Genomic DNA, 18,171 nt, shown 5'->3' with positions numbered 1-18,171 from the left:
CTGTTATGGGCCTGTCGGCAACAGCCCGTCGGAGGAATAATAGCAGAATATTGATGACGGCGGCTGTTGCACTAGCTAGAAGTAGCTCGCCCATATACTCCGCCACGACCTTGCCTCGCCTTGTTCAGGAACAGACACATGCCACAGACCGCTTCTCAAGACCTGACCCGCCGTGGTCTCGGTCTCGACCCCGTCGTCGCCCTCAGCCTCGCCGGCGCGATTGTTTTCTTCCTGATCAGCGGCGCGTTTGCCTACATCAACCTGAAGACGCTGCGGGAGAATACAGAGGCGATCGTCCATTCGCACGAGGTGATCATCACATTGGACGAGTTGCTGTCGAGCACGCAGGACGCGGAAACCGGCCAGCGCGGCTTCCTACTCACGAACAACGAACGGTACCTCGATCCGTACAACACGGCCCTTGATACGATCCCGGCCAAGATCCAGGAAATTGGCGAGCTCACCAGCGATAATCCGGCCCAGGTCCGGCGCCTGCCCATACTCAAGCAGCATGTCGATGCCAAGCTGGCGGAGTTGAAGCAGACGATCGATCTTCGTCGCAGCCAAGGTTTGGACGCGGCACTGGCAGTCGTCAACTCCGATCGCGGCAAGGTGGCTATGGATGCCGTGCGCGGACAGCTCTCGGCGATGAGCCGAGAAGAAGCGGTATTGCGGGCAAAGCGCCTCGAGGAAATGAACGATGCCTATGGTACTGCGCTTTTGAGCGGCGTACTTGCCGGCATCCTCGGCATTCTCCTGACCATCGCCATCGGCGTTTTGATCCGCCGTTCTACCCTCGCCCGTCGCCGCGAAGAATGGCTGCAGGCGGGTAATCTTGGACTGGCATCCGCGATGATGGGCGACCAGCGCACCGAGCAACTTGGCGGCAGCATTCTGACTTACCTAGCAAACCACGTCGGGGCCGTCGCCGGGGCAATCTTCGTGGGTGGGTCAGATGCCTACAAGCGTTCATCGACCTACGGCGTCCCCGCCGATGCAAAGCTTCCGGATTTGGTCAGGCCCCGTGAAGGTCTGCTCGGACAGGTGGCGGTCGAGGGCAAACCCGTCATCGTCAACGACGTGCCGGAAAACTATCTGGAGTTCGGCTCGGCGCTTGGCCGGGATAAGCCGCGGCACCTGGTTCTTGCCCCGGCGGCGATCGAAAACAACGTGAACACTGTGATCGAGCTCGGCTTCCTGCGGCCTGTGGATGAACGCGTCCTCGCGTTCCTTAAAGAGGCATCCGGCACGATCGCCACCGCCATTCGTTCGGCGAACTATCGAAGTGAGTTGCAGAACCTTCTGGAGGAAACCCAGCGACAATCGGAAGAGCTGCAGGTGCAGAGCGAGGAACTGCGGGTCTCGAACGAAGAACTCGAGGAACAGGGTCGGGCCTTGAAGGAGTCGCAAGCGCGGCTCGAACAGCAGCAGGTCGAACTGGAGCAGACGAACTCTCAGCTTGAGGAGCAGGCGCAACAGCTGGAATCGCAAAAAGACGACTTGGAGCGCTCCAACGCCTCAACTCAGCTGAAAGCCCGCGAGCTGGAGCAGGCCAGCCGATACAAGTCCGACTTCCTGGCCAACATGTCGCATGAGCTGCGCACGCCGCTGAACTCGTCGTTGATCCTGGCGAAACTGCTGGCGGACAATCCCGACGACAACCTGACGGCCGAGCAGGTCAAGTATGCCCAGACCATCCAGTCTTCAGGTAACGATCTTCTCAACCTGATCAACGACATTCTTGATCTTTCCAAAATCGAGGCGGGCCATGTCGACATCCGGCCCGAACCCGTCTCCGTCGAGCGTCTATCCAACAACCTGCGTCAAGTCTTCGAACCAATTGCCAAAAACAAGTCGCTCGGTTTCGAGATCGACATCTCGCCGGAATGCCCCGCAGTCATCGAGACCGATCTGCAGCGGATCGAACAGATCCTCAAAAACCTGCTGTCTAACGCTTTCAAGTTCACCGAGAAAGGCAAGGTTACGCTTTCGATGAGCCGAACGGGCGACGGCCAGGTCGCCTTTGGGGTGACGGACACGGGGATCGGCATCGCGCCGGAGCAGCAAAAACGGATTTTCGAGGCCTTCCATCAAGCGGATGGAACGATCAGCCGCAAGTTTGGCGGCACGGGATTAGGCCTGTCTATTTCCCGTGAACTCGTGCGCCTGCTCGGTGGTACGATCCATATCAGAAGCCAGGAAGGGAAAGGCAGCACCTTAACGGTCACGCTCCCGCTCGCCTACGATCCTGCCATCGTCGCGCCGAGAGCTCCGGTCGGCAATGCCGTACCCCTCGCACCCGCTGCTTCAGCAGCACCAAGTCAACCGACGGCGCTACTGCCGCGAGCGATTGTGGAGGACGACCGCGCTATGCCCTCGGACGAGCGACGAATTCTGCTTGTCGTCGAAGATGATCAGACCTTCGCGGCGATCTTGCGTGACCTCGCCCGCGAGATGGGCTTCCGCTCGCTCGTAGCAGGCACCGCCCAGGACGCCCTTAACCTCGCGCAGCAGTTCATGCCGAGCGCCATCGTCCTCGATGTTGGCTTACCCGATCAGTCCGGCCTCTCCGTCCTCGATCGTCTGAAGCGGGATGTCCGCACCCGGCATATTCCGATCCATATCGTCTCGGGCGACGACTATACGGAGACTGCCCTGTCGCTCGGGGCTGTTGGCTACATGCTGAAGCCGGTGCAGCGCGAGCAACTGGTCGAAGTGCTGCACAAGCTTGAAGCAAAGCTTACGCAAGGCGTGCGCCGTGTTCTGATCGTTGAAGACAACGAGGTTCAACGAGAGGCCGTCGCCAAGCTTCTCACGTCACACGACGTCGAGACGGTCAGCGCCGGGACAGCAGCGGAAACCTTGGCACTGCTGAAGGACCAGACATTTGATTGCATGGTTCTTGACCTTTCACTTCCGGACGCGTCGGGGTACTCGCTGCTTGAAACCATCAGCCAGGACGACACGCATTCCTTCCCACCGGTGATCGTCTACACCGGTCGCGTGCTCGCATCCGACGAGGAGGAAAAACTTCGTCGCTATTCGAAGTCGATCATCATCAAAGGGGCAAAGTCGCCGGAGCGGCTGCTGGACGAGGTGTCGCTGTTCCTGCACCAGGTCGTCTCGGAGCTGCCGGACGAGCAGCAGAAGATGATCCGCAAGGCGCGTCACCGCGACGCCCTGCTTGAGGGACGCCGGATCCTCATTGTTGAAGACGACGTGCGTAATGTCTACGCCCTCACGAATATTCTGGAGCCCCGTGGCGCGCTCATTCAGATAGCCCGCAATGGCCAGGAGGCGCTCGACGCCCTGGAGAAATCCAGCGCCGATGACGTGTCCAAGATCGATCTGGTGCTGATGGATGTAATGATGCCGGTGATGGATGGCCTGACAGCAACGCGGGCGATCCGAAAAAATCCTGACTGGAAAAAGCTGCCGATCATCACTCTGACGGCCAAGGCGATGCCCGACGATCAGCAGCGCTGCATCGATGCCGGCGCCAACGATTATATGGCCAAACCACTCGACGTCGAAAAGCTGCTATCGCTCGTCCGCGTCTGGATGCCGCGATGAGCGAGACATTCGACAAGATCGAGGACATCGAGATCCGGCTGCTGCTGGAGGCGCTCTACGTCCGCTACCACTATGACTTCCGCAATTACGCGATGGCATCGGTGAAGCGACGCCTGCGTCAGGCCCGTGAGCAACTGGGGTTTCCGACTATTTCGGCCATCCAGGAAAGCGTCTTGCACGACGAGGCGATGCTGCCGCGGTTGCTTGGCTATCTGACCGTGCAGGTGAGCGAGATGTTTCGCGATCCGAGCTACTTTCGCGCCATTCGCGAGAAGGTGGTGCCGCATCTTAAGACCTATCCATCGCTTAAGATTTGGATCGCTGGCTGCAGCGGCGGGGAGGAACTTTATTCCTTTGTGATCCTGTTCCGCGAGGAGGGTCTGGAGGACAGGACGATCTTCTATGCCACCGATATCAACCAGGAAGCGTTGAGGATCGCCGAAGCCGGTGTCTATGATCTCGATCGCATGCAGCTCTTCACGCAAAACCACCGAGCGTCAGGCGGCAAGTCGTCTTTGTCAGATTATTACACCACCGGTTATGGCCGGGCGACATTCGACCGCAGCCTCAGGGAGCGTGTCGTTTTTTCCGACCATAGCCTTGTGACAGACGCGGTCTTCGGCGAGATGAATCTGATCTCCTGTCGCAATGTGATGATTTACTTCGATCGGCCACTTCAGGATCGGACCATCGGCCTGTTCAAGGAATCGCTCGCGCGGAAAGGCTTTTTGGGGATCGGCGCGAAGGAAAGCCTTCGGTTCTCGGCGCATGCCAATGCGTTCACAGACGTCGTTCGCGAAGAGAAGATCTACCAGAAGGCGGGCCGATGAGCACCTCCAGTCCAGAGGCTGTCGTGATCGGTACATCGGCTGGTGCCCTTGAGGCGCTATCCGTTATCCTGCCAGCGCTTCCTGCCGACTTCGGATTACCGATCATGGTGGTGGTTCATATACCTCCGGACAAACGCAGCGTTCTTGCCGAGCTCTTTGCCGCAAAATGCGCCCTTAATGTCGTTGAGGCAGAGGACAAGGTTCCGCTCGAAGCAGGGACTATCTACTTCGCGCCGCCAGACTACCATCTGCTTGTCGAAACAGACAGGTCACTTGCGCTATCCGCCGATGAGCCCGTGCTGTTTTCCCGTCCGTCGATCGATGTCCTGTTTGAATCGGCTGCAGACATTTACGGTCCCGGCCTGATTGGTATTGTTCTGACCGGCGCCAACCAGGATGGGGCTTTGGGCCTCAAAGCGATCGCCGACGCAGGCGGCATCGCAATTGTTCAGGAACCAGACACGGCGTTTCAGGACGCCATGCCAGAGGCTGCGATTAAAGCCGTTGCGAAAGCCGATATTTTGTCACTTGCTTCGATAGCTACTTATCTGCAAAAGGTTGAGCCATGAACCCCGTCAAATTTTTGCTGGTCGACGATCTCGAAGAAAACCTCCTGTCTCTCGAAGCGCTGCTTCGTCGCGACGACCTGTATCTTCTGAAAGCCCGCTCCGGCGACCAGGCGCTCGAAATCCTCCTTGAGGATGATGTCGCGCTCGCCTTGATAGACGTCCAGATGCCTGGCCTCAACGGTTTTGAGCTTGCCGAACTGATGCGCGGCAATGAGCGAACCCGCCGCATCCCGATCATCTTTGTTACCGCCGGCAGCACGAGCGAGCGCCGCCGCTTCGAGGGATATGAAGCGGGAGCCGTGGATTTTATCCAGAAGCCGATCGAGCCCGATGTGCTGCGCCATAAGGCAGAGGTCTTTTTCGAACTCTATCGTCAGCGCCAACACATCGAGCAGCAGCGGGACCAGCTTCAGACCCAGGCCGAGGCGCTGAAGGAAGCGGACCGCCGCAAGGACGAGTTCCTGGCCACTCTTGCCCATGAGCTTCGCAACCCACTTGCACCGCTTCGCAATGGTCTCGATATCCTGCGGCGCGATCCCGACGATGTGAGGGCTTACGAGCTTCGCGAGATGATGGACCGTCAGTTGGACCACCTGGTTAGGCTGATCGACGATCTCCTTGATGTTTCGCGTGTCAGCCAAGGAAAGATCGAGCTGCGCCATGAGAAGGTCAGGGTCGCGGACGTCGTTCATTCAGCGGCCGAGGCCAGCCGCCCGCTTATCGATCGCGCAGCACACACCTTCGAGCTCGATATCCCCACCGCAGATCTTTGGATCGATGCGGACCCGGCCCGCGTGTCGCAGGTCATCGCCAACCTGCTGACCAACGCAGCAAAATACACGCCATCCGGCGGAACGATCAAACTGTCGGTGACCGCGGACGGCGGCAAAGCTGTCATCACCATCCGCGACAATGGAGTAGGCATTCCGGCCGAGATGCAGAGCGACGTCTTCCGGCTGTTTGCGCAGGTCGGTGGTCATCGAGAGCGTTCGCAAGGTGGCCTCGGTATCGGCCTGGCCCTCGTCAAGCAATTGGTCGAACTGCACGGCGGCTCGGTCAGCGCATCAAGCGAGGGGACTGATCGAGGAAGCGTCTTCACTGTCCAGATCCCGTTAACCGCAGCCCCGGAGGAAATCACAACTGCGGAACAGTCCGCCAAACCAACGGAGAAGCCATCCCAGAGGCTGAAAGTCCTCGTCATCGATGACAACCCGATCATCGCCGACACGATGGGGATGTTGCTGGAGGACATCGGCCATGAATTCGAGGCGGTCCACGATGGACGAGAAGCTCTCGAAGCTGCTCGCGACTATAGGCCAGATGCGATCCTCCTCGATATCGGCCTACCCGGCATGGATGGCTACGAGGTTTGCCGCCTGCTGAGGCAAGACAACATGTTCGAACACACCACCATCATCGCCCAGACAGGCTGGGGTCAGGACAAGGACAAGCAGCTGGCTAAGGAGGCCGGGTTCGATTTCCACCTCACCAAGCCTGTGCCTCTTGCGGATCTTCAGCGGATACTTTCGTGCATAACGCCCAGAGACTGAAGGGGGCGTGTTGTGTTAGCTACTTGCTATGCAGCCGAGAGCATCTCGTGCAGGCTGGCGATGACGTTCGCGCAGCTATAGGGTTTGGCGAAGAAACGGCTCTCTGCGGGAAGATCGTTATTCGCGGGGCGATGGTGTCCGGAGGCGACGAGGATTTTGACGTGGGGTCGGTCGCTACTCACCACCTGCGCGAGATCCAACCCGTCTTTCGGGCCTGGCATGTCAACATCGGTGAACACCGCCTTGATGTGGGGGACCGCGCCAAGGATCGCTACGGCTTCAACGACATTGCTGGCTTCGAGGACCTCGAAACCGGCCTCTTCCAGGGCATCGACGATGTTCCAGCGGATGAGAGCGTCGTCTTCGACGACAAGCACGGTATCACCTGAGTTCGGCATCTCGATATCCTCGTTCTGCAAGCGAAACGCAATAAAGCGCAAAACGATCAGCGCGTGCATGTATTAGATGCCGACAATATTAATAAAATGCCAATTACTCCGGCAGCTCGTGCATCAGGCGATGAGCATTGCGACCGCGGCAATACCCATCACCCCGGTCGCCGCCCATCCGCAGATCTTCATGGCGATGGGAGCCGTGAACTCCTTCATCTGCTTTTTGCTGCTGACGACCATCATCATCGCGATCATGATCGGCACGGCGACAAAGCCGTTGATGACGGCACTCCAGAACAGCGCCTTGACCGGATCGAGCGGCACGAATTCGAGGCTGAGTCCGAACAGGGTCGCCGCCACGATAACGCCATAGAAGCCCACGGCTTCCCACGGTTTGCGATCCAGACCCGCCTTCCAGTCCTGCGTTTCGGCGAAGGCATATGCCGCAGAGCCAGCCAGGACCGGGATCGACAGCAATCCGGTTCCAACGATGCCGAGGCTGAACAGGACAAAGGCAAAATTGCCGGCGATCGGCTTCAGCGCTTCGGCGACATCTGCGGCCGAGTTGATATCCGTCTTGCCATTGGCGTGAAGCGTGGCGGCCGCGCACATCATGATCGCGACAGCGACGATGGTGGAAACCGCCATACCCGCGAGGGTATCAAGCTCGATCCGGTTCAGCTCTTTCGGCGCCTGTCGCGGTGCCTCCTCAAGCGGCTTGGCTTCCTCCTTGCGATCGATCTCCTCGACCTCCTGACTCGACTGCCAGAAGAATAGATAAGGACTGATTGTCGTGCCGAGGATCGCAACGACCACGGTGAAACTGTCGCTGTTCAAGGCGAAGGTTGGCCAGACAAATCCTTTCAACGTCGCCATCCAGTCGATCTTCACCACGAACAGGACGGCAATGTAGGCGAACAGGACCAGCGTCAGCCACTTCAGGATGTTGGCATATCGCTCATAGGGAATGAACATCTGCAGCCCCAAGGACAGAAAGGCGAAGAAGATGGTGATCGGCAGGCTCGGCATTCCCGTGGCGAGCTCGACCGACGCACCCATCGCCGCGAGGTTCGCGCCAATATTGATGCAGTTGGCAACGAATAGCAGACAGACCAACCCGGTGACGAGCCATTTCGGCCAGATGGCACCCATGTTGACCGCCAGCCCCGATCCGGTCACGCGGCCAATTCTGGCGCTGACAAGCTGGATTGCCGACATCAGCGGATAAGACAGCAACATGGTCCAAAGCATGTTGAAGCCGAACTGCGCGCCGGCCTGGGAGTAGGTTGCGATCCCACTTGGATCGTCGTCGGCGGCTCCAGTGATTAGGCCAGGGCCAAGCTTCTTCAGAACCGAGCCTGATGTCGGACGCGACGTGGCATGCCCGGAAGGGGCAGCGGGTAGCGGGCCGTCAATTGAGGTGTTCACATCCGTCGTCCCGGTTAGCGGGTCGCGCCAAAGATCCAGGCGACCGCAGCTGTGAGGGCTACGGCAGTGAGCGGGTTTTCCTTGATCCAGCCGCGAACGCTGTTTGCAAAACCGTCGCTTTGCTGGTTCTCATGAGCACTGGCTTTGACGCGCTCAGCCTCTTGTGGATCGGTGCGGCCTGCCGGGACGGAGGTGATCGTGTGAGAAACAGGATCCGACGCGGGAAAGGTATCTTCGAGGCCTTTATCGAGATCGCCCTTGTCCTCCTCTTGCCGCTGTCGTGCCTTCTCCAACTCGTAAGCCTGAACTGCGGGTGAAGAAGATTTGGGATCGTCGGCCATCGGGGCTCTCCAGGATGAGGTGCCAGATAACGTCATCCCGAAACGATAAGTTCCGATGGTGCATCAGCACCGTACCCTGTCGTACATTCTTCTTGTTGACGTCCCCCTCTACTTGTCGCTGTTTTGCTGAGCATTAGTTCATCGTGATGGAAAGATGACGACATTCCACAAAAACGAAACCGCGAGAAGAGCTCCTTGGCGGACAGGAAGCAACGCTTCGACGCAACGCATGACAGCGCCATGGCGTCAATCAAGGCGGAGGCGGAGGAGCGGCGGCTGAAGACCGAGCGCTTGCGCAAGATGCGGCTTCAGTCGGGAAGTTGACGGAATTTACCCGCCTACACACTCTCGCTTGAGCGGCGAAACGTATCGTTGGGGCAAGGCCTGACCTGACGCATCCGGAAACGCGCCTGAGAATGCAAATCCGACTTTGAGCGGACCAGACGCGTTCTGACATCGCGCTGTCATCTCCCTTCGCTATCTCATCTTCGAATGGAGAAGGTGATGGCAAGAGAACTGGCATCAGACATTGAGGATATCGCGCGGACGATCGCCGAACTCGCTCTCCCGGGAATGCGACCGAAGGATCTCGTAGACGCGGTCAGAAAGAAACACGCTGCTGCGTCCAAAAAAGAAATATCTCGGGCCGCCTTCTACACGGTTATTCTGGCCGCTGACGAGGAGCCAGGCCGCGCCGAGGGGCTCCACGAGTTGGCGAGCGTCACACGAAACGAGCTCGACGAATAGAACGGTCTCGCCGAGTAGTCGTCGTCAATGAAACGCAATAAACCGCTTTGGAGCGATACAGTCCCGCCCGGCGTGACGATCCGTTGCGAACTGGATCGCCTCGACCAATTCAAGGTCCATCACCGGCTTTGAGATCACCCCGAGGGCGCCATCGACGCCTGAGCCAAGCTGTTCCGGGTTGCCGGTCATGAAGACGACGGTGACGCCGTCTGCCGCCAGGCGTCGGCCGATTTCCGGTCCGGTCGCACCATCGATGAGATTGACATCGACAAATGCAACTTCTGCCTTGTCGGCAAGCTCGTACGCTTCCTTTGCCGTGGTTGCCGTCCCGATGGCCTCATGCCCAAGCGACAACACTGCCTCTTCGACCGCGCTCGATAACAGCCATTGGTCTTCGACGATCAGGATATTCATCATGCTTATCCAACCTTTCTTCGTGAGCGGCAAAATCACTGCGTCAATACTTTGTTCCGGCCTTGGGCGATTTTTGCGCAGCTGGTGACGTGCGACCTTTTCCAAGGAACAAAGTTGGATTCCGCTCGTTCAATGCTGGTCGCAACAATCTGGAATGCGGATGACCAAGCCTGACGAGAAACTCTCGCTGATCGAAGAACAGCTTGTCATCGACAAGCGCGCCGTGCGCGACGGCAGCGTCCGCGTCAGCACCAAAACCGAGTTTGTTACAGAAGCAGCGGAGGCGCGCCTCGACAGCGAGAATGTCGAGGTGACGCGTGTGGCAATCGGACGTGAAGTGTCAGAAGCGCCGGCCGTTCGCACGGACGGTGACGTGACCATCGTGCCTGTGATGGAGGAGGTTCTCGTTGTCGAGAAGCGTCTGATGCTGGTCGAAGAGATCCACATCCGCCGCGTCGCCACCACCGAGGACGTTACCATTCCGGTCGAACTGCGCAAGCAACGTGCCACGATCGAGCGCGACGACCCCTAAGCCAATTATTAATCCGAGAAAAGGAGAAACTCATGACCTATAGCGAAACCACATCGTCCCACGGCGCCTCTTCGTCTAACACGGTGACGGCCTTCTTCGAAAACCGCAGCGATGCGGATGCCGCCGTCGAACGCCTTGCCGAAGCCGGGATTGCCCGCGACGGCATTCGCGTCGTCGCCGGCAAGGAGTCTACTACCTCGACTGAGGTTGCCTCCGAGCACAAGGGCTTCTGGGAGAAGCTGGAAGACTTCTTCTTTCCCGACGAGGATCGCGCCGTGTATTCCGAAGGCCTTCGCCGCGGTGGTTATCTAGTAACTGTCAGCAACGTCACCGCCGCCTCTTATGACAAGGTTATCGATATCCTCGATGACGAGGGCAGCATCGATCTCGATCAGCGCGCTGAGAGCTGGCGCTCGGAAGGCTGGAACCAGCAGGAGACCGTGAGGTCGTATGGCGCCTCCGCCAATCGTGCCGGCGCAACCGGAACGGCAGCCCTGGATGCCGGCCGTGAAGAGGTTATCCCGGTGGTCGAGGAAGAGCTTCGTGTCGGCAAGCGCGACCTCAACCATGGCCGCGTCCGTGTCCGTTCCTACGTGGTCGAAAATCCTGTCAGCGAACAGGTATCGCTGCGCGACGAGAACGTCAGCATCGAGCGTCGCACGGTCGACCGCCCTGTATCGGGAACGGAAAACGCGTTCGTCGACCGCACGATCGAGGCAGAAGAGCACCATGAAGAGGCTGTCGTCTCGAAGGATGCGCGCGTTGTCGAAGAGATCGCGCTGCGCAAGACCGCCGAGCAGCGCGAGGAGACCATCAACGCTAGCGTCCGCCGTACCGAGGTGGAAGTCGAAGACGAGCGGTCCGACCGCGCCGTCCGCAAGGACTAATCAAGGCTCTTCGTTTGATGTAACTGCAGCAGAGACCGGCGATCCCATCGCCGGTCTTTTTTGTTTCTTGTGGTACGGGAACCGAAAGGCAATTGCCGCGTTAGTGTGGCACTCACGTTCCCGTGATCAAGAGGATGCACCATGACCGAACCTGTCTCCGTCCACGTGTCGCGCGAAGCGGCCTATGTCGACCCCTCCCTTACGGCCACTTTGCATAAGGTGTCATGGGGTGCGATCTTCGCCGGCGTCGTTCTGGCACTTGCCGTCCAGTTTCTCCTCAATCTTCTAGGCGTGGGCATTGGCGCCGCCGTGATCGATCCGGCAACCTACGACAACCCGAATGCGAGCACCTTCTCCATTGCCGGTGGCGCGTGGTTCGTTGTGGCCGGTATCATTGCTTCCTTCGTCGGCGGTTATGCCGCCAGCCGCCTTTCCGGACGTCCGAGCCGCTCGACCGGCGGGTATCAGGGCGTAACCACCTGGGCTGTCACCACTCTTGTCATCCTCTACCTGCTGACCACGTCGGTCGGTGCCCTCATCGGCGGCGCGTTCAGCGGTCTGTCGAGCATTGTCGGCGGTGTCGGCCAGACGGCCGCGACCGCTGCCACGTCGGCAGCCCCTGCCCTTGCGACTTCTGCAAACCCGATGGCCGGGATCGAGCAACAGATCCGTGACGCGTCTGGCGGCAACGATCCGGCAGCCCTGCGTGATGCAGCCGTTTCGGCGGTCCAGGCCGCGGTGACCGGTGATCAGGCAAAGGCCGAAGATGCCCGCAATCGCGCCGCTGATGCGATCGCCAAGGCGCAGAACATCCCGGTCGATCAGGCTCGCACCCAGGTCGAGCAGTACGAGAAGACCTACCGCGATAACATCGCTGCCGCAAAGCAGCAGGCGCTCGATGCCGCCCAGACGGCCACCAAGGCAGTGTCAGCCGGCGCGATCCTTGGCTTCTTCGCCCTCCTGCTCGGCGCCGTCGCAGCCTGGTTCGGTGGCTCCTTCGGCACCAAGAAGGCTCTGCTGCTGGCAGAAACCACCACTCGCCACACCCTTTAACAAGATCAAGGGCGCCGGAAACGACGGCCTTCTTCCTTTTGTGACCTTTATCCAATGAAGCCTCTCCATCCACCGATGGAGAGGCTCTCCTCAATTTATCGGTAGCCTCATGCAAAATGCCCTTCGGTACCTTTCACTGACCGCCGCCCTGACGCTCTGTTCTCAGGCTTTGGCAGCGCCGATCGATGCACAAGCCGTCAATACGTCGGCGATCGCTTCCCTTCCGATCGAGGCGCCGGCGGAAAAACAGACTGAGCCTGATCCAGTCATCGTGCACCTGCAGGTCCTGCTCGACCGGGCTGGTTCTTCGCCGGGCGTCATCGACGGGTATTTCGGCGACAACCTGACGAAAGCGATCGCCGGCTTCGAGGCGCTTCAACGTCTGCCAGTGGATGGGAAGCTCGATCCCGACGTATTGGGCCGCTTGACCGATGATGCCCCGGCCATCCAGGCCTATGCCATCATTCAGGAAGACAGCAAGGATATCGTCGAGAGCATTCCGAAAGACTATGCCGAACAGGCCAGGATGGAGCATCTCGGCTACACCAGCATTGCGGAGAAGCTGGCCGAGCGGTTCCACATGCATATCGCGCTGATCAAGGCCCTCAATCCGACGGCGGCCTTCAAGCCGGGCGAAACGATCGCTGTCGCCATTCCCGGCGCTGCCAGGACCGGATCGGTCAAGCGGATCGAGGTTCATCGCAAACTGGCGCAGGTTTTCGCTTTTGCCGAAGACGGCTCACTGCTGGCGGTTTATCCGGCGACCATAGGCAGTGAGGATTCGCCCTCACCGACCGGCACGCACAAAGTCAAGGGCGTCTCGCGGATGCCGACATACACATACAACCCGAAGATCAATTTTCAGCAGGGCAACAACAAGAAAATCCTTGAGCTGCCGAGCGGGCCGAACGGTCCTGTGGGTACCGTGTGGATCGACCTGACGGAGCCGACCTACGGCATACACGGCACGCCTGAATCGGAACTGATAGGCAAGGTTGGATCGCATGGATGTGTTCGGCTGGCCAACTGGGACGTCGAGGAACTGGCCGGCATGGTCAAGCCGGGCGTCATGGTCGAATTTATCGAGTAGGTCCAGCTCACCGCCATTAGAAGAGCGGAGCCCATTATCGATGGCCCGGCTGGTTAACCCGTATCAGCGAAGCAAGACTGGTTCGCTCGATGTCCCGAAAGGGTTGCTTCGCGCCTTCGGCGCGGCGAACCGCCAGGCTCGACCACATCGTCCATCATCTCGGACTTGCACTGGGTGGCAGGCCAGCGGCCACCTTTGCCAAAAGGCTGATGTTGCCGGTCAGCAACGATACGCTGCTGCGCGTCGTGCGGCGACGCGGCAGTCCGCGCTTTGTCCCACCCACCGTGATCGGTATCGACGACTGGGCGTGGCGACGAAATCAACGCTATGGGACCATCATCTGCGATCTGGAACGGCGCAAAACCATTGCTCTCCTGCCGGATCGGGAGCCGTCGACGGCCCAGGCCTGGCTCTCGGACCAACCTCAGATCAGCATCGTCGCTCGCGACCTCGGCGGTGGTTACGCGACGGCTGCAGCCAAGGCGTTGCAACACGCCACCCAGGTCGCTGACCGCTGGCACTTAATGGAGAACGCCAGCCGGGCATTCCTCGATGCGGTGCGCAAATCGATGCGCCAGATCCGAACTGCGATCGGAGCGGCCACGATCAACCCCGAACTGCTGACGGCCGCCGAGAGGATCCAGTACGAGGGATATCTTCGACGGGAAGACACCAACGCCGCAATTCTCGACATGGCCAAGTCCGGAGCAACAATCAAGGAGATCGTGCGCCGGACCGGATACAGTCGCGGCCTTGTCCGACGCGTACTGCGTGGTCAACGTTCGGATGTCTTCCGCGTCCGTGAGAACTCGCTTGAACTCTACCTGCCCTGGCTTGACGCTCAATGGACGGCCGGACACCGGAATGGAACGGAGCTATGGCGGCAACTCAAGAGCCACGGGTTCCGCGGCTGTCTTCGAGTTGTCACCGAGTGGGCCACACGCCGTCGAAAAGCAGAGAAGGTCGATGCGGGCGCGTTGAGCCGAGCGCCTTCGGCCAGGACCATTGCACGTCTCATGACCATCGGCCGCGACGACCTTTCCAAATCTGAGACCGTGACGGTTGCGGCGATTGAGGGTGGCGTGCCGCTGCTGGTTGAGGCGCGGGAAGTCATCGCCGCCTTCCAGGCCATGATCCGCAAGAAATCTCTCGCTGATCTCGATCCGTGGTTGGAACGCGCTCGATCGGGCTTGGTCGCCTCCTTCGCCAACGGTGTCGTCAGAGACCGAGCAGCCGTCAGCGCAGCGATCTCTTCACCATGGTCCAACGGCCAGACGGAGGAGCAGATCACCAAGCTCAAACTTGTGAAACGCCAGATGTACGGCCGCGGAAAAATTGATCTCCTCCAAGCCCGCGTCATCGGCGCGGGATAAAATCCATCACCACCAAAACTGCGTCAGAGCCCCGTTTCGATGCCGATTGACAATATCGACCTGCGTTCTGTTCCCCAATCACCGCTTTTTCGGGAAGAACGACATTATCGAAAGACTGCGCCGTGCCGTCCCGTTTGACTACATCTTCATCTCTGGTCTTTACGTCGACCACTACCGCTTCGGAAACGGCTTCTCGATCGACACGGACCTTCCCCCTGGTTACGTGGAAGCCTATCACGCTGACCGCTTATACGCCGAGGACCCTTTTGTTGCGGCCGCCAAAGCGGCGAAATCGGTGGTGGTCGAGCACGAGGTCTATGCCGAGCACTCGCCGCCACAGCGCTTGCTGTATCTTCAGCGCACATTCGGCGTACACAATAGGACTCTTTTCCCAATCGCGCGCGAGAGCGTCACATACGGAGCGGTTGGCGTTACCAGGCCACGCCGTTCGATGACGAGGAACTGACCTTCCTCTCGCTGGTTGCTGAAACGATCCACACCGTCGTCACGAAGCCGCTGATGGAAAAGTTCGCAGCCGAACACTTGCGCCTCTCCAAAGGCGAGATGGCGTGTCTGTCTCAGGCAAGTCTCGGTTTGACCAGTGTAATCTTCTGAAGGGCGATGAGACATCCTTGTTTGGATTATAGGCGTTCTCGGAGGATTTCGTAAGGTGCCTTTCCATTGAAAGCGCCATGCGGCCTTGCAAGGTTGTAGAACCTCTCCCATTCGCTGAGCTTTTGAACGAGGTCGGTGTCGTCTGTATATGACAAAAGCTGGTAGAACTCTTGATCATCAGTGCGGTGTGACCGTTCGACTTTTCCATTTAGTTGGGGCGACGCTGGCTTGATATAGGCGTGCCGGATGCCCTGGTCTTCGACGTGCCAGTGGAATTTGGCCTGGAACTCGTGCCCATTATCGGTGCGCACTTCGCGAATGCGGAACGGGAATTTGGCGATTACGGTGTCGATGAAGTCTATGGCGTTGGCCTGGGTGTGGCGATCATAGACCTTCAAGGCCCGGATGCGGGTGGCATCGTCGATTGCCGTGTATTGGAAGCGCTTGACGACCTTGCCGTCAACGCCTTCGAATTTCAGGAATTTTACGTCGACCTGTATCTGATGCCCCGGCACCCGCTGCTCGTATCTCTGGGTATGGATTTTCCTAACACGCGTACCGCCGGGAAGCCGACTGAGGCCATTTCGTTTCAGGATTCGATAGATGCAGGCATCGGAGATGGTGACGGCATGGTACCTGCTCATATACCAAGAAATGCGCATCGGACCGAGATGATATCTGGTGCGCAAATGCAAGACTTTCTCGATGACTTCTGCAGGCTTCTGGTTGGCTGGATTTTTGGGTGCGCAGGATCTGTTCTCCAGCCCGGCCTCGCCATAGCGCTCGAAAGCCGATTTCCATCCATAGAAACTGGCTCTGCCAATACCGAAATAGCGGCAGGTTTGCGATACGTCACCGTGACGCTCGACATGTTGAAGAACGCGCAGCTTATGTGAAACTTCCCGTCGGAATGTCATCATCGCGATTATCCTTGTGATCGAAAGTCAAAAACAAGGATGTCTCGAAGGTCCCTACTTTTCTACATACTATGAACGTTTGGCTGGTGTGCACCGTCATACGGCTCTCCACATATCCCTGTTTATTTATTTTGATTCAAGTAAGCACTGAGCGTGGCATTGGTCAGTCAACTTTTTGTTACGTTCGTCGTTGTAAAGGCGCGAACGTGAGCGAAGCTGGATTTTTTCGTTACCTCACTGGCCCTTCACCAAGGCCTAGTTGTAAGTGTATGTCTGCACCAGCCCCAGTGTGTTTTTTGAGAGTAGCCTGAGCCAGATAGCCAGCAGCGGCGGGACATTTGCTTTACCTCGGCTCATTGCCTCCACGACTGACAGATCGCATTGGAGTACTTCTGCCAAGTCTGGAAGTGACCACTGGAGATTGCACAGGCAACGGCGAAACTCTTCGGGCGCCATGGTCTTGCCACTTTACTTCGCTTCAAGCAAAGGAACCCACCATTCTCGGCGGGTTCCCTCACGATGCACTACCATACGTTGGAGCGCGGTCTTCTGGTCCCGCGCACGCTCATAGTGTGGCACTGCGGTTAATGATGGGTTAACGGCCAAAAAGAAACCGCCGGAGCAGGTCTCATGCAAAGACACCATCAGACAAGGCCGCTTGAACCACCAGGCCAAAGCGGCGTCACGACACGAAAGTGTTGAATCTGTCCGACTTTTGAGAACGTATGGTGATCACGCTGCGAGGATGGATGTTTCGCGCCGTAGCGGCCTGAGATCGAGGCTTTCCGTCGAGGTCCAAATGTAATCGCCACTGAGCCTGATGTGTCGCCACCCGAGCGGGGTGATCTGTTTGACTAGATCGGGCGATACCCTCCCGGTTGTGATTAAGGCATGGAATAAGGGGTCTGACGCAATTTCGATGACATCAGGGTGCTCCGACGATACGTGCCTCAAGCAAATCGAGTTTCCCGCGCCCGTACATCTGGCGCTTGATGAGTTTCAGCTTGGTGATCTGGCCCTCTGTCTGGCCGTTCGACCAAATTGAAGTGATTGCATTTTGAACCGCTGCTCTGTCGCGGATAACGCCGTTCGCGAATGGCGAGATTAAGCTTGCTGCGGCGCGGTTGATCCATGTGTCCAGATCATCTTTAGACTTGCGCCGCAGCATTTCGTGGAAGCTCTCCACAACATCTCTTGCCTCGACAAGGTCTGGTAGCTGCTCCTCAATCGCAGCGACCGTCATCGTTTGCGCCTTGGTCAAATTGTTGCGCTCAAGGGTCATTAGGCGCACGATGGTGCGTGCTGCCGGCGCGTGGCCAAGCCCGTTCTCGGCCTTTTCGCCCCTTCTTCGTCGTGTTGCCCATTCCGTGACGACGCGGAGACCGCCGCCAAAACCAGCCAGCCGAAGCTGCCGCCAAAGTTCAGCGCCGTTTCGTAATCCGGCATCCCATTGCGCTTCGAGCCACGGGAGGTGTGGTTCGAGCGAAGTTTGCCGGACTCGGAAGATGTCGGTCCTTTGACCACAGATGACACTGCGAACGAGCTTACGACTATGTCCTGTTCTGCGCACGATTTCCTTGATGGACACGCCATCGCCGACGAGCCCACGAATGACAGAGTTTGTCTCTTCACGCCGGAGATAGCCCTCATATTGCAAACGCTCGGCGGCAGTCAGAAGCTTAGGGTTTACGGTTGCTGTTCCAACTGCCATGCGCACCTGCCGCATCGACTTGCGAACGGCGTCAAGAAAGGCGTGGCTAGCGTTTTCCATGAGATGCCAGCGGTCGGCGACCTGTTCGGCATGTGGCAGGGCTTGCGCAGCGGCCTGTGCATATCCGCCGCCGCGGTCTCTTGCGACGA

General features: G+C 58.6%; 17 protein-coding genes and 1 pseudogene. 12 read left to right on the top strand and 6 right to left on the bottom strand.

All coding sequences use genetic code 11. The annotated features are described in order from the left end of the window. Window positions 1–138: 138 nt before the first annotated feature. The 4 genes from AGR2A_RS25750 to AGR2A_RS25735 are packed head-to-tail and all read left to right on the top strand — an operon-like array spanning window position 139 to window position 6,522. A complete protein-coding gene (locus tag AGR2A_RS25750) occupies window positions 139–3,573 on the top strand; it encodes a response regulator (RefSeq protein ID WP_072495255.1) in 3,435 nt (1,144 codons plus the stop codon). Next, window positions 3,570–4,403: a CheR family methyltransferase gene (locus AGR2A_RS25745; protein WP_072495254.1), complete on the top strand. Its 834-nt coding sequence runs from the start codon at window positions 3,570–3,572 to the stop codon at window positions 4,401–4,403. The genes AGR2A_RS25750 and AGR2A_RS25745 overlap by 4 nt, the downstream gene beginning before the upstream one ends. Continuing rightward, a complete protein-coding gene (locus AGR2A_RS25740) occupies window positions 4,400–4,972 on the top strand; it encodes a chemotaxis protein CheB (RefSeq protein ID WP_052821349.1) in 573 nt (190 codons plus the stop codon). Before AGR2A_RS25745 ends, AGR2A_RS25740 begins: the two co-directional genes overlap by 4 nt. Continuing rightward, window positions 4,969–6,522, top strand: a complete 1,554-nt coding sequence (locus AGR2A_RS25735; RefSeq protein ID WP_072495252.1) for a response regulator — start codon at window positions 4,969–4,971, stop codon at window positions 6,520–6,522. Before AGR2A_RS25740 ends, AGR2A_RS25735 begins: the two co-directional genes overlap by 4 nt. 26 nt (window positions 6,523–6,548) lie before the next feature. Here the strand turns inward: AGR2A_RS25735 and AGR2A_RS25730 are convergent, their stop codons facing one another. From AGR2A_RS25730 to AGR2A_RS25720, 3 genes are read right to left on the bottom strand one after another with little or no spacing between them, the layout of a single operon-like run. Further along, window positions 6,549–6,980 (bottom strand): response regulator, encoded by a 432-nt coding sequence (locus tag AGR2A_RS25730; RefSeq protein ID WP_234797445.1) that lies wholly within the window; start codon window positions 6,978–6,980, stop codon window positions 6,549–6,551. Window positions 6,981–7,034: 54 nt separating this feature from the next. Next, window positions 7,035–8,342 carry an Nramp family divalent metal transporter gene (locus AGR2A_RS25725; protein WP_080823524.1) on the bottom strand — a complete coding sequence of 436 codons (1,308 nt, stop codon included), beginning with the start codon at window positions 8,340–8,342 and terminating at the stop codon, window positions 7,035–7,037. 14 nt (window positions 8,343–8,356) lie between these two features. Then, window positions 8,357–8,683 carry a hypothetical protein gene (locus AGR2A_RS25720; protein WP_080823523.1) on the bottom strand — a complete coding sequence of 109 codons (327 nt, stop codon included), beginning with the start codon at window positions 8,681–8,683 and terminating at the stop codon, window positions 8,357–8,359. Between the two features lie 195 nt (window positions 8,684–8,878). Here AGR2A_RS25720 and AGR2A_RS30215 point away from each other — a divergent pair, with 195 nt between their 5' ends. Together AGR2A_RS30215 and AGR2A_RS25715 are read left to right on the top strand one after the other, a co-directional pair. Next, a complete protein-coding gene (locus AGR2A_RS30215; protein WP_259030689.1) occupies window positions 8,879–9,007 on the top strand; it encodes a hypothetical protein in 129 nt (42 codons plus the stop codon). 180 nt (window positions 9,008–9,187) lie between these two features. Beyond that, window positions 9,188–9,430 (top strand): hypothetical protein, encoded by a 243-nt coding sequence (locus tag AGR2A_RS25715; RefSeq protein WP_080823522.1) that lies wholly within the window; start codon window positions 9,188–9,190, stop codon window positions 9,428–9,430. A 24-nt stretch (window positions 9,431–9,454) separates the two neighbouring features. Here the strand turns inward: AGR2A_RS25715 and AGR2A_RS25710 are convergent, their stop codons facing one another. Beyond that, window positions 9,455–9,949, bottom strand: coding sequence for a response regulator (locus tag AGR2A_RS25710; protein ID WP_107328122.1), 495 nt, complete (start codon window positions 9,947–9,949; stop codon window positions 9,455–9,457). Window positions 9,950–10,004: 55 nt separating this feature from the next. Between AGR2A_RS25710 and AGR2A_RS25705 the strand changes: the two genes are divergently transcribed. The 6 genes and pseudogenes from AGR2A_RS25705 to AGR2A_RS25680 all read left to right on the top strand — a co-directional run bounded on the left by AGR2A_RS25705 (window position 10,005) and on the right by AGR2A_RS25680 (window position 15,245). Next, on the top strand, window positions 10,005–10,376 hold the full coding sequence (locus AGR2A_RS25705) for a YsnF/AvaK domain-containing protein (protein ID WP_080823586.1): 372 nt from the start codon (window positions 10,005–10,007) through the stop codon (window positions 10,374–10,376). A gap of 32 nt (window positions 10,377–10,408) precedes the next feature. Continuing rightward, window positions 10,409–11,263 (top strand): YsnF/AvaK domain-containing protein, encoded by an 855-nt coding sequence (locus AGR2A_RS25700; RefSeq protein WP_080823521.1) that lies wholly within the window; start codon window positions 10,409–10,411, stop codon window positions 11,261–11,263. Window positions 11,264–11,404: 141 nt separating this feature from the next. Next, the gene (locus AGR2A_RS25695) at window positions 11,405–12,316 is read left to right on the top strand and encodes a PhnA-like protein (RefSeq protein ID WP_080823520.1); all 912 of its coding nucleotides are present in this window, start codon (window positions 11,405–11,407) and stop codon (window positions 12,314–12,316) included. Between the two features lie 109 nt (window positions 12,317–12,425). Beyond that, a complete protein-coding gene (locus AGR2A_RS25690; protein ID WP_080823519.1) occupies window positions 12,426–13,406 on the top strand; it encodes a L,D-transpeptidase family protein in 981 nt (326 codons plus the stop codon). A gap of 26 nt (window positions 13,407–13,432) precedes the next feature. Next, window positions 13,433–14,779 (top strand): annotated as a pseudogene (locus AGR2A_RS25685) (ISL3 family transposase); the annotation flags it as partial. Between the two features lie 46 nt (window positions 14,780–14,825). Continuing rightward, window positions 14,826–15,245 carry an autoinducer binding domain-containing protein gene (locus AGR2A_RS25680; protein WP_234825394.1) on the top strand — a complete coding sequence of 140 codons (420 nt, stop codon included), beginning with the start codon at window positions 14,826–14,828 and terminating at the stop codon, window positions 15,243–15,245. Between the two features lie 175 nt (window positions 15,246–15,420). Here the strand turns inward: AGR2A_RS25680 and AGR2A_RS25675 are convergent, their stop codons facing one another. Then, complete coding sequence (locus AGR2A_RS25675) at window positions 15,421–16,314, bottom strand: IS481 family transposase (RefSeq protein WP_107328055.1); 894 nt, start codon at window positions 16,312–16,314, stop codon at window positions 15,421–15,423. Between the two features lie 922 nt (window positions 16,315–17,236). Next, on the bottom strand, window positions 17,237–18,171 hold a 935-nt coding region (locus tag AGR2A_RS25655; protein ID WP_080823516.1), incomplete at its 5' end, for a transposase.

Source organism: Agrobacterium genomosp. 2 str. CFBP 5494, from assembly GCF_900013495.1.
GTDB lineage: Bacteria > Pseudomonadota > Alphaproteobacteria > Rhizobiales > Rhizobiaceae > Agrobacterium > Agrobacterium pusense.
The sequence above is the reverse complement of the archived record's forward strand: the minus strand, read 5'-3'. Positions and strand labels throughout refer to the sequence as shown.